Source organism: Geothrix paludis (assembly GCF_022808815.1).
Lineage (GTDB): Bacteria > Acidobacteriota > Holophagae > Holophagales > Holophagaceae > Geothrix > Geothrix paludis.
In genome coordinates this window covers 396,949-417,283 of the sequence record NZ_JAKZLC010000003.1, presented here as the reverse complement: position 1 = coordinate 417,283, position 20,335 = coordinate 396,949, and the positions used below count along the sequence as shown (strand labels likewise).

Genomic DNA, 20,335 nt, shown 5'->3' with positions numbered 1-20,335 from the left:
ACGCGGGAGCCCTCTCCATGTTCAAGCCTCTGCTGCTGCTGACCACCCTCGCCCTCGCCGGTGGGATTCCCCCGACCCCGGCGCCCCAGCCCCCCCTGGCCGCCCGGATCCCCGCCGACCTGCCCACGGGCGAGCGCTGGCTGGCCCACTTCCGCGGCGACCTTCTGCCCTTCTGGAACGTGCCGGACGCCTGGGGCTCCCCTCGGGGCGACTTTCCCACCTTCCGCGGCAACGACGGCAAGGTGGTCGACTGGGCCAAGCCACCCGCCGAGCTCGCGGACGCGCCAGGCTGGATCCGGGCCGAGTTCGGCCGCGAGTACGTCCGCATGAAGTCCCGCCAGACCTACTTCTACGGCGTGGCCTACCACCTGACGGGCGATCCGAAGATGCTCGAGCTGGCCCGGGACGGCGTGGCCTTCATCCGGTCGAAGGCGCTGGATCCCGCCACCGGCAGCGCCGTCTCCTGGTTCGAGAAGGGCGAGCCGAAGCCCGAGGTGCTGGCCCGTACCAGCCAGGACCTGGCCTACGCGGAGCTGGGAATGGCGATGTACTGGTACCTCACCCGCGACGAGGCGGTGCTGGCCGACATCCGGCGGCTCAAGGACCACATCTTCTCCCAGTACTGGAACCCGGACTGGCAGGCCCTGCGCTGGGTGGTAAAGGAGGACCCGGACAAGGATCAGCTCCGCCAGGAACTGGTGGCCCAGCTGGACCAGGTGAACGCCTACCTGCTGCTGGTCACGCCCCTGCTGCCTCCCAGGGAGCGCCGGGCCTGGACCGCCGACCTGAAGCGCCTCGCAACGGTCATGGTGAAGGACTACCACGACGCCGACCGCCACCTGTTCTGGGGCACCATCGACGATCCGGCCCTGAAGCGGCTGGGCTCCCGTCACACGGACTTCGGCCACACGGCCAAGGCCTACTGGATGCTGGAGCGCATCGGCCGGCTCACGCACGACCAGGCCCTGGTGGACCTCGCGACCACCGGTGCCCAGGCCGTGCTGAAGCAGGCCTATCTGCCGGATTCCGGAACCTGGGGCTCGCGTCTCGGCCGCGATGGCAGCGTGGACTCGGGCAAGGAATGGTGGATCTACGCGGAGCTAGACCAGCTGGCGGAGACCCTGGCCCTGCGGGACCCCGCCCAGGCGGCGCCCCTGCCCCGCACCGCGGACTTCTGGTTCCGCCGCATGGTGGACCCCGTGAACCACGAGGTCTGGGGCGGGGCGGGAGGGCCTGATTTCGAGCCCTGGGAGGGCCCCAAGATCCACCAGTGGAAGAGCGGCTACCACTCCGCCGAGCACGCCCTGGTGGGCTACCTCACGGCCCAGGCCCTCCACCACCAGCCCGCGGTCCTCTACTTCGCCCCCAAGGATCCGAAGGCGGTCCTGCGACCCTACTTCTTCGACGGGCGCCTGGCGAAGCGCACCAGCCATCCCCTGCCCGGCTTTCCCGGGCGCCGGAAGGTGGAGGCCGCGTTCATCGAGCTGAAGTAGCCCTCCTTGGAACCAGGAAGGAACCAAGGATTATCAAGAAAAGCACGGATCACCACCAAGGCACCAGGACCACCAAGAACGGCAAAAGCAGGTGATCTTGGCTTTTCTTGGTGTCTTGGTGGTGTTCTTTAACTTTCGAAGACGCCGGATGCCGCTATTTCCTGAAGATGGCCGAGGTCAGCGGATCCAGCGTCACGGTGGAACCGCTGACGGCCACGCCAGTGGGCGCGACGATCGCCGTGGTGCCTGCGGCGGCGCCATCGGCGACCAGGGTGGCCGTGGTGAGGTCGATGTCCGCCGAGAAGGTCTTCGCGGTGGTGTCCGCATTGTGGAAGACGTACCAGGTGCCCGTGCCGTCCGAGGACACGGCCTTGTAGCCGAAGGCCAGGGCGCTGCTGCCGGCGCCCGAGGCCGTAAGGCTGGTCACGTTCGCGGCACGCACGGCGTCTGGCAGGCGAAAGGCGTTGGTGCTCTTCCGCAGGAAGATGAGGCCCTGGACGTAGCGGTAGAGCTGGGTGCCGTTCTGGGTGGTGTCGTAGTTGGCGAAGCCGCCGGCCAGCGGGTTGCCGTTCGTGTATACCCGGGACCAGGCCACCAGGTTGATGGCGTCGGAGGCGTTGTAGGAGTTGTCCACGAAGTAGCGCCCGCCGTTCGACTTGGTGTTGGCGTACAGCCCGGTGGTCTCCTTGGTGCGGAACATCTCGTCACCGGCATGGATGAACGCGAGCCCCTGGGAGGTCAGCAGCGCGGCGTAGCCCACCTTGGCCCGCTTGAGGAGGATGGCGTCGCCCGCCGGGCTCTTGGGCGCGGCGGTGGCCATAGCCAGCACGTCATAGAGGCAGAGGTTGTCGTGGCAGGTGAGGTAGCTGGCCACGTTACTGGTGGAGCCCGGTGCGAAGGCCGGGCTGGTGTTGGTGGGGACGCCGGCGATGTTGGAGAACAGGGTGGCCACGGACTGCGAGACGCCCGTGAGGAAGGCAGGCTGGCCGTCGTTGGGGAAGCCGTTCTTGAAGACCTGGCGGTAGCTGTCGGAGAACATGGCGACGTTCTGACCGAGGAACTGGACCGAATTCCCCTGGTCCGCGCCGGTGGTGGCATCGCCGTTGTAGTCCGTGGCCGGCCCGCTGTAGAAGCCGTTCCAGCCTTCCCCGATGAAGAGGGTCTTCGGGTTGTAGGAGGTGGCGGCGGCGTAGGCGGCCTTCACCGTCTGGGTGTCCAGCACGCCCATGAGGTCGAAGCGGAACCCGTCCACCTTGTACTCCCGCACCCAGTAGGCGATGGAGTCCACGATGAGCTTCCGTACCATCTTGGCCTCGGAGCGCACGTCCTGGCTGCCCGCGCCGTTCCGGCTGGTGCTGCGGTAGTAGTAGCCCTGGATGCCGGAATCGCCCAGCACGGCGTTGTTGGCGGTGTGGTTGTAGACCACATCCAGCACCACGCCCATGCCCTGCTTGTGGATCTCGTTGATGAGGGTCTTTAGCTCGTTGACGCGAGCCGCGGGATCGCCCGGGGCCGCCGAGTACATGCCGGTGGGCGTGAAGTAGTTCTGGGGATCGTAGCCCCAGTTGTAGTTGGCGCCGGAGGTCTGGCTGATCGTCAGCTCGCGGGTACCGATCTTCGTCTGGTCGTAGGTGTAGTTCTCCAGCGGGCAGAGCAGCTGCACATGGGTGACGCCCAGCTTCTGGATGTGGGGCAGCAGGTCCACCAGCCCCTTGAACGTGCCCCAGGTGTGCCCCGCGGCGAACCCGCTGAGGTTGGGATCCACCGTGAGGTCGCGCACGCCGGTCTCGTAGAGGATGGCGTCCCGGTTCGAGGCGTAGGCATAAGGAGCTGCCGTCGCGCCATCGGGGCCCTTCATGGCCGATCCGTCGAAGTAGTAGGAGGCGCCGGCGTAGGGTGTCCAGCCGCCATCGGGGCCGATGGCCGTGGGATCCACGATCGCGCCCTTCCCGATACTGTCACCAGAGATGGAGGCCGTGGGCGTCCGCACCCACTGGGCCATGGACTTGGCGTAGGGGTCCAGCACGTACTCGCCGCCCACCTTGAAGACATAGAAGCTCTGCGCGGGGAGTGCGATGGCCCCGGTGCTCCAGACGCCACCGGAACCACGGGTCATGGCCACGGTGGCCGCGGGGGCGTTCAGGGCGTCGTTCCAGTGCGCGTAGAGGCAGAGCCCCACGGCGCTGGCGTTGGCATTCCAGTAGTTGAAGGTGACCGTGCCCGAGCCGAACACCGGTCCCAGGGCGGTGCTGGGCACCTTGTAGTAGCTGGCGTCAGGGGCCGGCGTGGCGTTCGGATCCGCATCAAGGGCCGAGGCGCTGGGGTTGGAAGGGCCCGTGCTCCCGCCCCCGCCGCCTCCACCTCCGCAGGCGAGCAGGAGGACCAGGCTGACGACCAGGGGGAACAGGGCGGCTCGGGACATGGGACCTCCTGCGGAGGGACTAGCGGGAGGCCCGCTTGTACATCCGGCTGTAGTACTCGTCGAGCATGCGCTCGACGCCGAAGGCATCGCGGGTGCTCCGGATCGAGGCGGCCATCATGTCCACCCAGGCGTCGTGACGATCGTAGTAGGTGGGCAGCACCTCGTCGGACAGCACCTTCTTGAAGGCCTTGAAGTCGTGCTTGTCCAGCACCGCCTCGTCCTCGCTCTCGAAGCCATCCCCGAACTGCCAGCCGTTCACACCGTGTTCGCAGGCCTCGGGCCACCAGCCGTCCAGGATCGACAGGTTCAGAGCCCCGTTCATGGCGGCCTTCATGCCGGAGGTGCCCGAGGCCTCCTTGGGCCGGCGCGGGTTGTTCAGCCACACATCGGAGCCGCGGGTGAGCATGCGGCCGATCTCCATGTCGTAGTTCTCGAGGAACACCACGCTCTCGGGGTACCGCTTCGTCATCTCCAGGATGTTCTCGACGATGCGCTTGCCGTTGTCATCCAGGGGGTGGGCCTTGCCGGAGAAGACGATCTGGAGCCGGCCGCTCTTGAGCAGCGGCTCGATGAACTTGCGGTCGGTGAAGATGAAATTCGACCGCTTGTAGGGCGCCGCGCGGCGGGAGAAGCCGATGAGCAGCTTGTCCGCGTCGAGCTTCACGCCCGTGCGGGCCTCCACGAAGGCGATGAGCTTCTTCTTGTTGTCCAGGTGCGCCTTCCAGATCGCGTCCTTCGCCTTCTTCGTGCCGTCATAGCTGGCGCCGAGGTCGAGCATGCGGGCGTCCACCCAGGTGGGACGGTGGATGGCGTTGGTGATGCCGATGATCTCGCTCCGGCCCTCGATGTGCTTCCACATCTTGTTGGAGGTGACCCGGTGCAGGTCGGCCACGGCGTTGGAGATCCGCGACAGCCGCAAGGCCCCCACGGTCATGTTAAAGGGGCTGCCGCCGAGCTGCTTGAGCTGGGCCTTGGTCATGCCGAGGTTGGCGCCCATGTAGAGGAAGCGGTCGATGGGATGGGACTCGTTCCCCTGGACGATGGGCGTGTGGGTGGTGAAGACGACCTCGTCACGGGTCTTGGCCCAGGCGGCCTCGAAGGTGGCGCCCTTGGTCATGCGCTGGTGGATCAGCTCGAAGCCCGCGAACAGGGCGTGGCCCTCATTGAAGTGGTAGACGTCAGGCTTGATGCGGAGGGCCTGGAGGGCACGGACACCGCCGATGCCCAGCACCATCTCCTGGGCCACGCGCTCCTCGCCGAACCAGCCGTAAAGCTGGCCGGTGATCCAGCGGGCCTCGCCGTCGTTCTCCTCGATGTCCGTGTCCAGCAGGTAGAGGGAGTCCACGCCGTAGCTGTTCACCCGCCATACCTTGATCTTCACCGGCCGGGCCTTGATCTCCACCTCGACGGTGACGCCGGTGTCCTCCAGGAATTCGTGGCTGGCGTTCTTGTAGGCGTCGAAGACCCTGCCTGTCGCCGGGTCCACCATCTGCTCGCCGTAGCCCTGCTTCCAGCGGATGCCGATGCCCACCATGGGGTAGCCGTGGTCCTTCACGCCCTTCAGGTAGTCGCCGGCGAGGATGCCCAGGCCGCCGGAATAGATCTTGAACGAGCTCTCGAGGGCGTACTCCATGCAGAAATACGCGACCCGGGGCAGCTTCTTGATGGTCATGCAGGCTCCTTCGTTCTCGATTCGTGCGATGTTCCGCGCGCCATCCGTGCCGGATGGCGCAGGTGGCAATCTCAGTGGGCCTGGACGCGCTCGAGCAGGACGGTCCCCTCCGCCTGGAGGGCCACCTTCCCGCCGGCCACCGTGGCGGTGCGGCCGGTGTAGGCGTCGCGCAGGGTCTCGCCGTCCTTGAAGACGCCGGCCACGGGGACGCTCACCTGGCCCTGGGCGCCCAGGGCCACCACCACGCGGTCGCCACTGGCAGCCTCCATGCGGCTGAAGGTGTAGGGTGCGTCGCCCAGCTGCTTGTGCTCGCCTGCGGCCAGGGCCCGGTGGCGGGCGCGGAAAGTGCCGAGCTTGCGCCAGTGGGCCAGGACCTTCGCATCCACCTTGCCCCAGTTCATGTCCGAGCGGGTGGCCTGCTGCTTGTCCGTGCGGGGCATGGGCCCTTCCGGCCGGGCGGTCTCGTCGCCGTAGAAGATCTGCACCCCGCCGGGGGCCAGCAGGAGGGCCGTACCCCCCTCGATGAGCTTGCTGCGGTCGAACAGCTCCGTGTCGTGGGACGAGAGGTAGTTCAGCATGTGGACAGGCTTGCCGGCCTGGGCCTGGGCGTAGCTCCGGAAGAGCTTCTCGGGTTTGGCGAAGGCGCCGTCCTGCTGCTGAAAGTCGAAGTTGATCATGGCGTCGAAGCCGAACCCCGTCATCTTGTGCTTCTCGGGCCCCGCGCCCCAGAACTCGCCCACCATCCAGAAGGGGGCGTCGTCGACCTTGCGGGTAGGGTTCTTGGCCTTGAACTCCGCCAGGGCCTTCACGGCCTCGGTCTTGAGGGCGGCCCAGGCCTCCGGCTCCACGTGCTTCACGGTATCGCAGCGGAAGCCGTCGACGCCGTACTCGCGGACCCAGTCCGTGAGCCACTTGATGAGGTAGCCGCGCACGGTGGTGTTGGCGAGGTCCACCGCCTTCGTGTCCGCCTTCTCCTTCAGGAACTTCGGGAGCTTCACGAAGTCGGGGCTCTCGGTGCGGAAGTCGGGCAGGAAGGCGAGCTGCATGGTGAGGTCGTTGCGGCCGCCGTCGATGTAGCCGGGCAGCCCGGCGCGCACCCAGGGCCGGCCCCACCAGTCGCCGAACTTGAAGGAGTTGTAGTCGATGTAGTTGTGGTAGTTACGAAGCAGGTTCGGGTCCTTCTCCCAGCCCTCCCACAGGACGTCCACCTTCAGGTCCTTGGCCGTCTGGATGTCGAGGTAGCCGGGGTGGTTCATCACCACGTCGAAGAGCACGCGGATGCCCTGGGCGTGGGCCGTGTCCACCAGCTCGCGGAGGTCCGCCGCGGTGCCCAGGTTCTGGTCGATCACTGTGTAGTCCAGGGCCCAGTAGCCGTGGTAGCCGTAGTGCTTGAACTCGCGCTGGCCGCCCTGGACCCAGCCATGGATCTGCTCATAGGGTGCGGTGATCCACAGGGCGTTCACGCCCAGCTCCTTGAACCAGCCCTCCTTGAGCTTATGGGTGAGGCCCTTGAAGTCGCCCCCATGCCAGGTGCCCACGTCATCCTTGGGGTTCATCTCCCGCTGGCGGCCGTAGGCGTGGTCGTTGGAGGGGTCTCCGTTGACGAAGCGGTCCGTCATCACGAAGTAGACGATGGGGTTCTCGGCGAAGGTGCCTGGAACGGCCACCGGCGCCTGGGCAAGTGCGGACAGGTGGGTCGCAGCGAGTCCAACCGCCAGCAACAGGGAACGAAAAGCCGGGCGGCTTTGAAGCGGAAACATGGGACCTCGGATAGAAACATTCAACATGACGGTGATTCAAGACAGGCCTTCCTGTTCACCGTTCATCACCGTCTATCACTGGTTCCCTTTTTCTTTAGCGCTCTGCTCGAGGAAAAGGAAAGATCAACCGGTGATGAACGGTGATGAACAGCGAGAAGGCTGAAGGCCCTACTTCTTGCAGACGTGGTCCTTCAGGGCCTCTTCCTTGGAGAAGTAGATGGTGCGGTCGTTGTTGACCACCCAGATCTCCTTGTGGGCGCGGCCGTCGAAGGCCATGTCCTTAGCGCCCTGCTCCTTGATGTCGCCCTTGTGGATGATGTAGTTCACCTGGGACTTGGAGCCGGTGTTGAACTCCTCGAGGTCCACCTGCCAGAAGACGCCGAAGTCGGTCTTGCCGGTGGGCATCATGGGGTTGGGCCACTCGATGTCGGGCAGGGGCATGTTGGGACTCTTCCAGAGGTGCACACCCCACTTCTCGTACTTGCCGTCGCAGCGGTGGTAGTTGATCTGGATCTTGCCCTCGGGCGGTGCGGCGAGGGCGGGGGTGATGATCAGGGCGATCACGGCGATCGCCTTGAGGAAGGTCGTGCGGAGGCTCATGCGTGACTCCTTGGGGGAAGGGAGGGCTCGGCCCTCGGGTTGGGTGGGAAAGCGGTTCAGCCCTTGTTGGCGCCGGCGGTGAGGCCGGAGATCATCCAGCGCTGGACGAGGATGAAGACGACGGCGATGGGCAGGCCGGAGAGGATGGCCGCGGCCGCGAAGTCGCCCCAGAGGTACTTCTGCTGGTAGAGGAACTGCTTCATGCCCGCGGCCATGGTGAGCTGGTCCTGGCTGCGCAGCAGGATGGAGGCCACGGGGTACTCGTTGACCGCGCCGATGAAGGCCAGCAGGAAGATGACCATGATGATGGGCAGGGCCATGGGCAGCAGCACCCGCCAGAAGGCCTGCCAGGGCGTGGCGCCATCCACAGTGGCGGCTTCCTCGATCTCGGCCGGGATGGTCTCGTAGAAGCCCTTGATGGTCCAGATGTGCAGGGCGATGCCGCCGGAATAGGCGAGGACCAGCGCCCAGGGGCTGTCGATGCCGAAGGCGGGGAAGGTGTGCCCGAGCCGGGAGAAGATGGCGTGGATGGCGATGAGGGCCAGGATCGTGGGGAACATCTGCATCAGCATCAGCCCCACGAGCGAGGCTTTCTTCCCGGCAAACTTCATGCGGGCGAAGGCGTAGGCGGCGGTCGTGGAGAGCAGCACCGCCGTGGTGGCCGACAGGGTGGCCACCTTCACGGAGTTCCACAGCCATCGCAGCACGGGCAGATCGGGGATGATCACCTGGCCGTCCGCGTTGGTCACGGGCAGGCCCAGGGCGAAGCGCCAGTGCTCCAGGCTGATGGTCGTGGGGATCAGGCTCCCCGTGGCGAAGTTGCCGGGGCGGAGCGAGATGGAAACCACCATCAGGAGCGGGAAGATCACCAGGGCACAGAGGCAGATCAGGAACACATGGGCGGCGACGACGCGCCAGCGCTGGGATTTGTCGATGACGATAGCCATGGCCTCTCCTCTCAGCGCTTGGTGTCTTCGGCGATGCGGGTGGACCGGATCTGGATCATCGAGATCACGGCCACCATCAGGAACACCACCGTGGAGATGGCCGCGCCCAGGCCGAACTTCTGGCCCGAGTCCTGGAAGGCCATGCGGTAGGTGTAGGACACGAGGATGTCCGTGGTGCCCGCCGGCGTGGAGGTGTTCAGGAAGTCCGGCAGCCCACCCGTCAGGAGACTGATGAGCACGAAGTTGTTGAAGTTGAAAGCGAAGGAGGAAATGAGCAGCGGCGTGAGGGGCTTGAGGATCAGCGGCATCGTGATCCTGAAGAAGTTGGTGATCGGCCCCGCGCCCGCCACCGCCGAGGCCTCGTAGAGGTCCTGGGGGATCGCCTTGATGAGGCCCATGCAAACCACCATCATGTAGGGGAAACCCAGCCAGGTGTTGACGATAAGGATCATCGTCTTGGCCAGGAAGGGATCCGAGAACCACGTGGGCTTGATGCCGAAGAGGCCGTTCAGCACCAGGTTGATCTCGCCGAAGTTGTTGTTGAAGAGCCCCTTGAACACGAGGATGGAGATGAAGCCCGGCACCGCGTAGGGCAGGAAGAGGAGCAGCCGGTAGACACCTCGGAACCGCAGGTTCTCCCAGCTCAGCAGCACGGCTAGCACCATGCCGAGCGCGGTGCAGAACACCACCGTCAGGGTGGAGAAGACGATGGTCCAGGTGAAGATCCGCCACAGCGGCTCGCGCAGGGAGGTGTCCGTGAAGATGTCGACGTAGTTCTTCCAGCCGATGTCCACCTGGAAGCCCGGCGTCACCGACTCGCCGTCGGCGGTCTCGTAGAAGCCCGTCTTGAAGTTGGGCCGGAGTACGTCATGGGTCTCGTTGTTTGTGAGACTGCCGTCGGCGTTGCGCGTGAACTGGGGCCGGCTGGGGGCGAACTCCCGCAGGCCCGTCATGCGCACCTGGCTGCCGTCGGGCATGACCACCGCGAGGCCCTTGAGGAAGGGCTGGCGGTCGATCAGGTCCTTGAGGGGCATCTCGTCGCCGGGAAGCGGCCCGGTGGCCGGCTGGGCCTTCAGGGTGAGGTGCGTCCCCTCGGCGCCCAGGGCGAAGGGCTCCGTCGCGAAGGCGGCGCCGCTGTCGGCATCCTCCAGGCGGAACCGCCAGCGACCGCCGTCGGCATGGAGCTCGGACGTGTAGGTGGCGCCCTCGGCCCGGTAGGTCTCCTCCAGCAGGTACTGGGTGGCCCGCTTGAAGGTCAGGAGGTTCGTGGAGCTGTAGTTGGTGAAGCCGATGCGGATGGTGTAGAGCATCGGGAAGACCACGAAGATCAACGCCGCGCCGATGCCCGGGAAGAGGTAGCGGTAGGCATAGGTCTTCTTCGAGGTGTAGATCCACACGAAACAGACCAGGGTCACGAGCATGACGCCTGCCAGCAGGGTCTCGCCCGTGGCGTAGACCACGGTGACGGCGTACAGCCCGGCCAGTCCCAGGAGGACCATCAGGAGGGACGGCAGGAGGCGTTTGAGAACCGGCGGCATGGGCATGGGTGGATCCGAATCTTGAAGAGGGCCCGGAGCGGCGGGGCGGACCCGGAGGCCCGCCCCGTGCCGGGAGGAACGGCTACTTGAGGATCCGCTTGGCGGCGGCGTCCAGGGCTTCCTTCGGGGTCTGGCGGCCTTCGGTCATGTTGTTCAGGGCGGAGACCATGGCGGCCCAGAAGCGGCCCATGCGGGGGTTGTTCGGCATGACGACGCCATCGGTGGCGCTGGCCATGGAGACCTGGATGAAGGGATCGTTCTTCATCTTGGCGTAGGCGGCCTTGTTGGCGGGGGCGCCGATGGCCACGTCGGCGTTGATGGTCTCGAGACCCTTCAGCGTCAGCATGTTGTTCTCGATGAACTCGCGGGCGATGTCCACGTTCCCGGCGGAGGAGGCGGCCTTGGTGATCATGGCGCCCATGTAGCCCACGAAGGGCTTGGCGGGCTTGCCGGCCACGCTGGGGAGTTTGGCCACGCCGAAGTTGATCTTGGCCTTCTTGAGGTTGTCCCAGGCCCAGGGGCCGCTGATCATCATGGCGAGCTTGCCCTGGGCCATCTGGGCTTCCATGTCGGCATAGGTGGCGCCCTTGGGCATCACGCCCTCCTTCACCATCTTCGTGAGCAGCTCGGCGCCGATGACGGCCCCGGCGTTGTTCACGCCCGTGTCCTTCTGGTCATAGGTGCCGTCGGCGTTCATCTTGAACGCGTAGCCGCCGTTGGCCGCCAGCATGGGCATCGTGAAGTAGGTGTTCGTGTAGTCCCACAGGATGGCCTTCTTGCCCTGGGCCGCGAACTTCTTGTCGAGGGCGAAGATCTCCTCGAAGGTTTTCGGCGGGGTCTTGATCAGGTTCTTGTTGTAGATGAGGGAGACCGCCTCGATGGCCACGGGGTAGGCCCACACCTTGCCCTTGATGGTGAAGGCCTGCCAGGCCTTCGCGTCGATCTGGTCCTTGATCTTCTTGCCGGGAGTCACGGCGTTGATGACGCCGCTGTCAGCCCACTCGCCCACACGGTCATGGGCCCAGATCCAGATGTCGGGCCCCTTGCCCTCTTCGGCGGCCGCCTGGAACTTGCCGGGGGCGTCCTCGGGATGCTCGACGACGACCTTCACGCCGGTCTTCTTGGTGAACTCGTCGCCCACCTTCTGGAGGCCGTTGTAGCCCTTGTCGCCATTGATCCAGACGAGGAGCTTGCCCTTCTCGGCCGCCTGGGCCACGGTGAGGGCGCCGGCGACGAGCAGGGGGGCGGTGGTGGCCGCCAGTTTGCGGAGGGTGGATGGATGACTCACGACAGTCTCCTTGGGTTGGGCCGGAAGGTCCGGTGGATGGGAACGCTAGATGAGGCGGGTGCAGGCCCGGCCGTCCGGGCCGAACAGGTGGCAGTGCTTGGCCGGGAAACGAAGGTGGGTCTCGTCGCCGGTCCGGAGGGGAGTCTCGGGCAGAGCCTTCACCGTGAGCTGCCCCTGGCCGCCGGGGGCATGGACGTACAGGAAGACGGTGTCGCCCAAGTGCTCGGATACGATCACCGAGGTGCGGGCCGTGCCTTCGCCGGAGGCGGTCTCGGCCAGCAGGCGCTCCGGGCGGATGGCCAAGGTGAGCGCCGCGCCCTCGGCTTGGCCCCGGGCGTCCACCTGCGCGGTCACCTGGGTGCCGTCCTCCAGCCGCACCGTGGCCAGCGCCTCCGTGGCGGAGACCAGCGTGCAGGGGAGGAAGTTCATCTTGGGCGAGCCGATGAAGCCGGCCACGAAGCGGTTGGAGGGGCGGCGGTAGAGCTCCAGGGGCGTGCCCACCTGCTCGATGCGGCCCTCGTTGATGACCACGATGCGGTCGGCCAGGGTCATGGCCTCCACCTGGTCGTGGGTGACGTAGACCATGGTGGTGGCCAGGTCCTTGTGCAGGCGGGCCAGCTCGACCCGCATCTGCACGCGCAGCCCGGCATCCAGGTTGGACAGGGGCTCATCGAAGAGAAAGACGCCGGGCTTCCGCACGATGGCCCTGCCGATCGCCACCCGCTGGCGCTGTCCCCCCGACAGCGCCTTCGGACGGCGATCGAGCAGGGGTTCGATCTGGAGGATCTGGGCGGCCCGCTGGACGGCCTCCGTGATCTCCTGTTTCGGACGCCCGGCGAGCTTGAGGCCGAAGGCCATGTTTTCGGCCACGGTCATGTGGGGGTAGAGGGCATAACTCTGGAACACCATGGCGATGCCGCGCTTGGAGGGCGGCACCTCGTTCACCTGGCGGCCGCCGATGTAGAGCTCGCCGCTGGTGATCTCCTCCAGGCCCGCGATGCAGCGCAGGAGCGTGGACTTCCCGCAGCCCGACGGCCCCACGAAGACGACGAACTCCCCGTCCGTGATGCCGAGGTCGATCCCGTGGAGGATCTCGATGTCACCGAAGGACTTGCGGAGGGCTTTGAATTGGAGGTCGGCCATGGGGATTCCGGATGAGACGGGTGGAGCCAGATGGATAGGGCCGCGAAGGCCCGCAGGCAAGGTCAGGGCAAGTCGCCGTGGAGGGTGCCCTGGAAGCCTGTGCCCGCCAGGTAGAGCACGCGGACACCGTAGGGGGGCAGGTTGGATGCGGCATAGGCGTCGCCGCTGAGGGCGCCGACGCCCTTCAGGTCGCCCAGGATGGCCTGGACGGGACCGGAGGCGAGCACGCCCAGGGCCGTCAGCCCCGAAACGGTGACTGTCTGGGCCGCGCCCGTGAGGTTCACCACCACCAGCACCCGCTCGGTGCCCGCATCGCGCAGGTAGGCGAGGGCCTTGCCGGTGCCCACGTCGGTGGGAAGGGTCGCGTAGCCGCCGCGCAGGGCCGGATAGGTCTTCCGGGCCTGGATGAGGTAGGTGCACCAGCTCAGGATGGAGTCGGGCTGGCCCGTCTGGGCCGTCACCGCCGCCCAGTCCATGGGCTGGCGGAGGTTGATGTCCGAGCCGGCCTTGCCGGCCATGCCGACCTCGTTGCCGTAGTAGAGGATGGGTGTGCCGGGGGACAGGAGGTTCAGGGCCTCGGCCAGGATGATCCTCCTCCGGTCGCCGCCGTACTGGGTGCCGGGGCGGGAGATGAGGTTGTCGTGGTTCGAGTCGAAGGTGGCCGAGCGGTAGCCCGCCGGGTAGGTGCGCTGCTCGTGCTCCCAGAGGGAGGTCAGCTGCGTGGCGTCCCCCCGGCTGATGGTGTTGTAGATGGCCCAGGGCGCGCTGAAGTCCAGGCACATGTGGAACTCGTTCGCGCCGTTGCCGTAGTAGGGCGTCACGCCCGAGGCGTCGTTGGTCCAGGCCTCGGCGATCATGGCCTTGCTGCTGTGCTTTGCCGGGTCGCCGCCCGGATGGGGATGGAGGTCGCCGCTGTCGTACTCGTCCAGCAGCGCGCGGAAGGCCTGGAGCCGCGCGTGGGTGTCCGGCTGGTCCGCCTGCTGGCCGGGGCCGGTCTCGCAGAGGTAGCGCACCGCGTCCACCCGCATGCCGTCGAAACCACGGTCCAGCCAGAAGGCCTGGACCTTCCGCATCTCGGCCTGGACGGCCGGGTTGTAGAAGTTCAGGTCCGCCAGGGTGTCTGTGGCAAAGGAGGTGTAGAAGTAGCCGGAGGCGCCGGATTTCCAGACGTCCCGGGACGTGCCGCCGCCCCAGGGGAGGCCCCAGCCCGCGGGCTGGCCGGCGCTCCAGATGTACCAGCTGTCCCGCGTGGCGGCGTTCGTGAACCAGGGATGCTTCGTGGAGGTGTGGTTCGGCACGAAGTCGAAGAGGATCCGCATCCCCTTCGCATGCACGGCCTCGATGAGGGCCTTGAGGTCCGCGCGGGTGCCGAAGCGGTCGTTCACGGCGTAGTAGTCCGTCGTGTCGTACCCATGCATGTTGTCGCCCTTGTAGCCGCACTCGAAGATCGGCGACAGCCACAGGGTGTTCACACCCAGGGACTGGAGGTAGTCCAGCTTGCCCTGGATGCCGGGAAGGTCGCCGATGCCGTCCTGGTAGGCGCCATCGGCGAAGGCCTTCACCCAGATGTGGTAGACCACCGCATCCCGGTACCAGCCGGGGGCATTCTCCAGCTGCTGGCCGGGGGCGATGATCGTGGTGTCCACCGGGTAGCGGCTGGGGCTGGTCGAGCTCGGGCCGGCACAGCCCGCCCCGCCCACCAGGAGGTAGGCGAGCAGGGCCGTGGCCGTCATCAGGCGGGGGATCTTCACATCCGGTCCTTTGCGTCAGGAGCGAGGAAACGGCCCGCCCCGGAGGACGGGCCGCTCCGTCAGCCAGTCATTACCACCAGGCCTCGATCTGGGCGCCGTAGGTGTAGCCGGAGCTCTGGCCGCGGCTGCTGAACTGACCGGCATCCACGGGGCCCCAGTTGTTCGCCAGCTCGTTGTTCCAGGAGCCCTTGGTCACGAACAGGCGGAGCTGGGGGCGGGACCAGAAGCTCGCCTGGGGGCTCCACTGCAGGGCCAGCGTCTGCTTGTTCAGGTGGCGGTTGCCGTTCTCATTGTCGAACTTGAGCTGGTCGTAGCCGATCTCGTAGGCCAGGCTGAAATGCTGGGTGAAGAAGTACGTGGGCCGAACACCGATCGATTTCCAGGTATTCGAAGCACCCTTGTTGGTATCGGCACCGTCCTGCCTGCGGTACTCCACCACGCCCTGCATCTCGAGGTTCGGAAGCGGCTTGATGAAGAAGATATCCATGATCTGATGCCACTTGTTGGCGGTCGTGAGCTCGGGGTTGTACCAGTTGTACCAAGTCGAGCCATCCCCGAACGCCACGTAGACCCGGTTATCGCCCCCCAGCACGCCCGACTGGGTGTACATGAGCGAGTACTTGTTGCCCTTGTTGTTGTTCGAGGCGTTCTCGACAGTGGCCCGGCTCCGCGCGTCCTGGTGCTGGATTCCGAGCGTCACGCTGGCACCCTGCCAGGGATTCAGATCCGAGAGCCGCAGGTCATGGGCGCCGATGACGGTCCCCTGCCGGTTGTAGGTGTCGGTCTGCAGGTTCCCGGGGAAGTGGCCTGCGCCCCAGCCGGTGTCCACATTGCCCGTATCATTCTGGATGAAGGCGTAGTGCAGCTTGCCGAAGCCGAGGTCGATGTTCTCGATGCCCACGCCATCCCCGCTGTTGTTCCAGTACCACTGGTCGCGGATATGGAGGTCCTGGCGCTGGTAGAACCGCCGGCCGATCCACAGCGAGGCATCCTTAAAGGGGCCACTCTTGCCGAAGATCCCCGTGGCCTCGCCCCAGCCTTCACGAATGAAGACCTGCTGGGTGTTGTTCGGGTAGAAAGACCCGTTGACGTTGCCACCAGCGTCGGAGGAGGCATCGCGGGCTCCGTAGTACTGACGGAAGGTGGGGCGGAAGTGGAGCTTGAAGGTGGTGCTGCCCTTCTCGTAGGCCTTCACGTCGACGGCCAGTTCGATGTAGGTATCGGTCTCGTTGCCGAGGCGATAGCCAGGACCGGCCGTGACGGCATCGCCGGTATTGGGCAGGTAGAAGGTGACCTGCTCACCGCCGTTGGAAGAGCGGCCGATACCGGTGCGCATGTAGCCGTGGATTTCGACCACATCCTGCGCGAGGAGCGGTCCGCAGGCCAGCGCCAAGGGCAGCGCGGCCTTGATGAGGGAGAGAGACTTCATGGTCTTGCCTCCAGTGGGAGAAGCCGCGGGGGCGGCGGGTTGGGTGGGAAGCTTGCGGAGGGAGGGCCGGCGCATGGGGTCAGGCCATGCGGCCGAAGAACCCTCCCCAAGGGGGAAGGTGGAGGGTCCGGCCTTCGAGGCGGCAGGCCGGGAGGCCAGGCCCGTCGAGGGGCTGGACGGAACGGGGAACCGTGTGGCTGATGGGGTTGGGGCTCAGGTTGAAGGCCGCCAGGATGTGCTCGTCGCCGGCCTCGCGGCGGAAGGCCAGGAGGGGCTCGGCGGTGCGCTGGAACCGGATGGTCCCGCGCCGGAGGGATTCGAAGCCTTTCCGCCAGACGAGGAAGCGCCGGTAGAAGCCCAGCACCGAATCGGGATCGGAGGCCTGGACCGCCACGGCGCGGGGCAGGTGATCCGGGAACATGGGCAGCCAGGGTTCCACGGTCGAGAACCCGCCCCGCGGCGCCTCGCTGGTCCAGGGCATGGGGGTGCGGCAGCCGTCCCGGCCCTTGAAGTCCGGCCAGAAGGTGATGCCGTAGGGATCGATGAGGCGGTCGAAGGGCACCTCCGCCTCGGGCAGGCCCAGCTCCTCGCCCTGGTAGATGCAGAAGCTCCCCCGCAGGGAGCCCAGCACCGCCAGCAGCAGCTTGGGGAAGGCAGGATCGTCCACGCCCTTGCCCCAGCGGGTGACCACCCGGACGCTGTCGTGGTTGGAGAGCGACCAGCAGCCCCATCCGCCGCCGCGACGGACGTGGCGCTCGAACTCCTCCACCACGGACCGGATGCGCCCGGCGCTGAACTCGTCCGTGAAGAGGCTGAACCCGTAGGCCATGTGCAGCTTGTCGCCATCCGCGGTGTACTCGGCCATGGTGGCGAGGGCGCCTTCGTCGCCAATCTCGCCCACGCTCATGGCCCCGTACTGGTCCAGCAGCGTCCGGAGGCGCTTCAGGAACCCCAGGTTCTCCGGCCGGGTCTTGTCATAGCGATGGATCTGCCGCCCGTAGGGGTTGCCCTCCTGGACGGAGGTGAGCTCCACGGATCCGGGCCGGGCCGCCGGGTTGTTCCGCAGCCGCTGGTCGTGGAAGTGGAAGTTGCAGGCGTCGAAGCGGAAGCCGTCCACACCGCGCTCCATCCAGAACCGCACTTCCTCCAGCAGCTGGGCCTGCACGGGCTCATGGTGGAAGTTCAGGTCCGGCTGGGACTCCAGGAAGTTGTGGAGGTAGTACTGCCGCCGCCGCGGCTCCCAGGTCCAGGCCGAGCCGCCGAAGACCGACTGCCAGTTGTTGGGCGGCGTGCCGTCCGCCTTGGCCTCAGCCCAGACGTACCAGTCCGCCTTGGGATTGGCGCGGCTGGCGCGGCTCTCCTTGAACCAGGCGTGCTGGTCGGAGGAGTGGGACAGCACCTGGTCGATGAGCACCTTCAGGCCCAGGCGGTGCGCCTCGGCCACCAGCCGGTCGAAGTCCGCCAGCGTGCCGAAGGTGGGATCCACGCCCCGGTAGTTCGACACGTCGTAGCCGAAGTCCTTCATGGGCGACGTGAAGAAGGGGGAGATCCAGATGGCGTCCACGCCCAGGCCCGCCACATGGGCCAGGTGGGCGGTGATGCCCGGAAGGTCGCCGACGCCATCCCCGTTCGTGTCCTGGAAGCTCCGGGGGTAGATCTGGTAGACCGCCGCCCCGCGCCACCATTCGGTGCCTGGGATCGGGTGGGCGACGGGTTCCCGGACGGGCATGGCCTGAGTTCCTTTCTGGATTGGGGACAAGGCGGGTGGCTGGGAGAATTCGATGTAACCGGTTACAAATCGATATTCACGGTCTGCTTTTCCTGGGTACCTGCGGGAAACATGGATGGGGACAGGGGTGTGGCGTCGAGGGGTGTGTAAACGGTTACAAGGAAGTCGCAGGTATGGTCGACTGGTGTCATGGGCGTGTCAAGAAAGGAATTCAGGAGCGGGGGAACTTTTTGACGATTCGCATGCGATGCAGCATCCAGGCTGGTTTCAGTCGCCGACGCCCAGCTGGGGGCCATCCTGATCCGTCCGGAGCGTTCCGTGTGATCCAGTGGACGCCTCGCCTGGGAGGGGACAATCTGATCCCGGCCGGCCGTCATGGCCTGAAGGGGCGTTACTGCCCCACTTTCGGGACCTGCTGAGGTGATATCCAGTGGATGCAACCGTTGACAACCTCATCCTGGTGGCGGACGTGGGCGGCACCAACCTCAGCCTGGCCCTGCTGGCGCCTGGCGAATCCGGCTACCGCCTCCACCGGAAGGAACGCTTCAGCACCCAGGACGAGCCGTCCATCCTGGGGCCGATCCGGCGGTTCCTCGCCTCTGCTCCGGCTGATCGGCCGGTCCGGGCCTGCCTGTCCGGGGCCGGCCCGGTCCTAGACCGCCGCATCCGCCTCACCAATGCCCCCTGGGACATGGACGGCACCGAGCTGGAGCAGGCGCTGGGCATCCCGGTCCGCCTGATCAACGACTTCACGGCCCTGTCCTGCGGCGTGCTCGAGCTGAACCTCTCGGACGCTGGCCAGGTCCTCCCCCTTCCCCACGGCGACGCCAGCCTCCCCAAGGCGGATCCCAAGGGCCTCGCCCTGGTGGTGGGCGCCGGCACGGGCCTCGGCGCGGGCTTCATCGTGCGCACGCCCCAGGGCGCCCGGGCCTACCCCAGCGAAGGGGGACACATCGGCCTGCCGGTGTTCGACGAGGACTCCCTGGCCCTCTGGAGGCACCTGGCCGACGGCCTGCCCGGCCCGCCGGGCGCCGAGCTGGCCGTCTCCGGACAGGGCCTGGCCCGCATCCTCCGCTTCCTCCTCGACTCGGGCCGCGCGCAGGGGGCGGCTGGAACCACTGCCCTCCTGGACCTTCCCGCCGCGGACCAGCCCGCCGCCATCTCCGCCCGTGCCGGCTGGGATCCGGCCTGCACCCGCGCCATGTCGATGTTCGTGGACCTCTACGCCCGGGTCTGCGCCGAGCTCTGCGCCGCGTTCCTGCCCACCGGGGGACTCTTCCTCGCCGGGGGCATCGCCGCCAAGAACTCCGAGCGATTCCTGGAGGGCGGCCGCTTCATGGCCCGGTTCGAGCGGAACTACCGCCCGCACATCGACGTCCTCACCCGGGAAACGCCGGTCTTCATCACCCGGGACTACGACCTGAGCCTCTACGGCGCGGCCCGCGCCCTGGACTGCCTGGATTGACGCCCGGATGACCGAACGCTATTCATGGGTGGTCCCTTCCCTTCTCCCGCGCTCCTTTCCCGGCGGCCCCCATGAAGATCACCATCGGTGAGATCGCCCGCCAGGCCGGTGTTTCCACGGGCACGGTGAGCCGCGTCATCAACGGCAAGCCCACCGTGGCCGCCGAAACGCGGGAAACGGTCCTCGCCGTGATGAAGAAGCTCGGCTACGAGCCGGACCCCGTGGCCCGGGAGCTGTCGCGGCGCAGCAAGCACACCCTCGGCATCTGGGTGGGCGCCGGAGAGAACCGGCTGTCGCCCTACTTCAGCGTCATCTGGCGCGCCCTGCTGCGGGAGATGCAGATGCACGCCACCCAGTTCATCGAGCTCCCGGTGGACATCACCCCCGTGCGACGGCGGCTGGACGCGGTGCTGATGTTCCATTGCACCGACATCGACCAGCGGCTGGCGACCCTCTGGCGGCGCGGGGTCCCAGGCGCGCTCATCGGCCACCACCCGGGCGTGTCCTGCGTGGCGCCCGACGACATCGGCGGTGGCCGCCTCGCCGCCATGCGCCTCCTCGCGCTGGGCCACCGCGACCTGCTGCACCTCACGGTGGCCGATGAGCACCAGTGGGCCGTGGACCGCGCGGCCGGCTTCACCGCCGCCCTGGCCGAGCACGGCGGCCAGTCCCTGGCCCCCGTCATCCTGCGGGGCGGGGGCTCGGTGCTGGGCGGCTACCGGCTCATGCGGGACGCCTGGCAGCAGGGCCACCGCCCGACGGGCATCTTTTGCGCGACGGACGAGATGGCCGTGGGGGCCCTCGGCGCCCTGGCCGACCTGTCCGTGGCCGTCCCCGAACAGGTCTCCGTGCTGGGCTTTGACGGCCTGGTGGACCTCTACCCCGGGCTCGCCTCCGTGGCCCAGGACATCCCCGCCATCGCCCACGAGGCCGTCGCGCTGGCCCTCGGGGCCATCGAGCGGGACGCCATCCGGCACGTGGTGGTCCCGGTGAAGATCATCGAGGGGTCCACGCTGGGGCCCGCCCCCAGGAAAAGCTGAGCTCCGGCCGCCCCGGCCGGGACCGGGACAAGCCCTGGTGACTAAACGCCCCCGAGGC

General features: G+C 67.0%; 14 protein-coding genes. 3 read left to right on the top strand and 11 right to left on the bottom strand.

The window, feature by feature from the left end:
• Positions 1–17 precede the first annotated feature (17 nt).
• Entirely contained in the window at positions 18–1,493 is a 1,476-nt protein-coding gene (locus MLE64_RS10205) for an AGE family epimerase/isomerase (RefSeq protein WP_243317625.1), read from the top strand.
• A gap of 154 nt (positions 1,494–1,647) precedes the next feature.
• Here the strand turns inward: MLE64_RS10205 and MLE64_RS10200 are convergent, their stop codons facing one another.
• From MLE64_RS10200 to MLE64_RS10150, 11 genes are all read right to left on the bottom strand, one after another.
• Complete coding sequence (locus MLE64_RS10200) at positions 1,648–3,915, bottom strand: alpha-amylase family glycosyl hydrolase (protein WP_243317624.1); 2,268 nt, start codon at positions 3,913–3,915, stop codon at positions 1,648–1,650.
• 19 nt (positions 3,916–3,934) lie between these two features.
• Positions 3,935–5,587, bottom strand: a complete 1,653-nt coding sequence (glgP, locus tag MLE64_RS10195; protein ID WP_243317623.1) for an alpha-glucan family phosphorylase — start codon at positions 5,585–5,587, stop codon at positions 3,935–3,937.
• A gap of 71 nt (positions 5,588–5,658) precedes the next feature.
• Positions 5,659–7,347, bottom strand: coding sequence for an alpha-amylase family glycosyl hydrolase (locus MLE64_RS10190; protein ID WP_243317622.1), 1,689 nt, complete (start codon positions 7,345–7,347; stop codon positions 5,659–5,661).
• 168 nt (positions 7,348–7,515) lie between these two features.
• The gene (locus MLE64_RS10185; RefSeq protein WP_243317621.1) at positions 7,516–7,947 is read right to left on the bottom strand and encodes a pullulanase-associated domain-containing protein; all 432 of its coding nucleotides are present in this window, start codon (positions 7,945–7,947) and stop codon (positions 7,516–7,518) included.
• Positions 7,948–8,003: 56 nt separating this feature from the next.
• The gene (gene malG, locus MLE64_RS10180) at positions 8,004–8,894 is read right to left on the bottom strand and encodes a maltose ABC transporter permease MalG (protein WP_243317620.1); all 891 of its coding nucleotides are present in this window, start codon (positions 8,892–8,894) and stop codon (positions 8,004–8,006) included.
• 11 nt (positions 8,895–8,905) lie between these two features.
• Complete coding sequence (malF, locus tag MLE64_RS10175) at positions 8,906–10,438, bottom strand: maltose ABC transporter permease MalF (RefSeq protein WP_243317619.1); 1,533 nt, start codon at positions 10,436–10,438, stop codon at positions 8,906–8,908.
• Positions 10,439–10,514: 76 nt separating this feature from the next.
• Positions 10,515–11,720 carry a maltose/maltodextrin ABC transporter substrate-binding protein MalE gene (gene malE, locus MLE64_RS10170; protein ID WP_243317618.1) on the bottom strand — a complete coding sequence of 402 codons (1,206 nt, stop codon included), beginning with the start codon at positions 11,718–11,720 and terminating at the stop codon, positions 10,515–10,517.
• 45 nt (positions 11,721–11,765) lie between these two features.
• Positions 11,766–12,863, bottom strand: a complete 1,098-nt coding sequence (locus MLE64_RS10165; RefSeq protein WP_243317617.1) for an ABC transporter ATP-binding protein — start codon at positions 12,861–12,863, stop codon at positions 11,766–11,768.
• Positions 12,864–12,925: 62 nt separating this feature from the next.
• Positions 12,926–14,614 (bottom strand): alpha-amylase family glycosyl hydrolase, encoded by a 1,689-nt coding sequence (locus MLE64_RS10160; RefSeq protein WP_243317616.1) that lies wholly within the window; start codon positions 14,612–14,614, stop codon positions 12,926–12,928.
• A 70-nt stretch (positions 14,615–14,684) separates the two neighbouring features.
• Positions 14,685–16,043: a maltoporin gene (locus MLE64_RS10155; RefSeq protein WP_243317615.1), complete on the bottom strand. Its 1,359-nt coding sequence runs from the start codon at positions 16,041–16,043 to the stop codon at positions 14,685–14,687.
• 79 nt (positions 16,044–16,122) lie between these two features.
• Positions 16,123–17,772 (bottom strand): alpha-glucosidase, encoded by a 1,650-nt coding sequence (locus MLE64_RS10150; RefSeq protein ID WP_243317614.1) that lies wholly within the window; start codon positions 17,770–17,772, stop codon positions 16,123–16,125.
• Positions 17,773–18,202: 430 nt separating this feature from the next.
• Between MLE64_RS10150 and MLE64_RS10145 the strand changes: the two genes are divergently transcribed.
• Both MLE64_RS10145 and MLE64_RS10140 read left to right on the top strand, forming a co-directional pair.
• On the top strand, positions 18,203–19,237 hold the full coding sequence (locus MLE64_RS10145; RefSeq protein WP_243317613.1) for a glucokinase: 1,035 nt from the start codon (positions 18,203–18,205) through the stop codon (positions 19,235–19,237).
• 71 nt (positions 19,238–19,308) lie between these two features.
• On the top strand, positions 19,309–20,277 hold the full coding sequence (locus tag MLE64_RS10140) for a LacI family DNA-binding transcriptional regulator (protein ID WP_243317612.1): 969 nt from the start codon (positions 19,309–19,311) through the stop codon (positions 20,275–20,277).
• Positions 20,278–20,335 lie beyond the last annotated feature (58 nt).

Bases quoted from the DNA above. Each gene is read 5' to 3' on its own strand.
- MLE64_RS10155 (WP_243317615.1), bottom strand. From the start codon at position 16,043: ATGAAGTCTCTCTCCCTCATCAAGGCCGCGCTGCCCTTGGCGCTGGCC.
- MLE64_RS10190 (WP_243317622.1), bottom strand. From the start codon at position 7,347: ATGTTTCCGCTTCAAAGCCGCCCGGCTTTTCGTTCCCTGTTGCTGGCG.
- MLE64_RS10200 (WP_243317624.1), bottom strand. From the start codon at position 3,915: ATGTCCCGAGCCGCCCTGTTCCCCCTGGTCGTCAGCCTGGTCCTCCTG.
- MLE64_RS10140 (WP_243317612.1), top strand. From the start codon at position 19,309: ATGAAGATCACCATCGGTGAGATCGCCCGCCAGGCCGGTGTTTCCACG.
- glgP (WP_243317623.1), bottom strand. From the start codon at position 5,587: ATGACCATCAAGAAGCTGCCCCGGGTCGCGTATTTCTGCATGGAGTAC.
- MLE64_RS10185 (WP_243317621.1), bottom strand. From the start codon at position 7,947: ATGAGCCTCCGCACGACCTTCCTCAAGGCGATCGCCGTGATCGCCCTG.
- MLE64_RS10150 (WP_243317614.1), bottom strand. From the start codon at position 17,772: ATGCCCGTCCGGGAACCCGTCGCCCACCCGATCCCAGGCACCGAATGG.
- MLE64_RS10205 (WP_243317625.1), top strand. From the start codon at position 18: ATGTTCAAGCCTCTGCTGCTGCTGACCACCCTCGCCCTCGCCGGTGGG.
- MLE64_RS10165 (WP_243317617.1), bottom strand. From the start codon at position 12,863: ATGGCCGACCTCCAATTCAAAGCCCTCCGCAAGTCCTTCGGTGACATC.
- malF (WP_243317619.1), bottom strand. From the start codon at position 10,438: ATGCCCATGCCGCCGGTTCTCAAACGCCTCCTGCCGTCCCTCCTGATG.
- malG (WP_243317620.1), bottom strand. From the start codon at position 8,894: ATGGCTATCGTCATCGACAAATCCCAGCGCTGGCGCGTCGTCGCCGCC.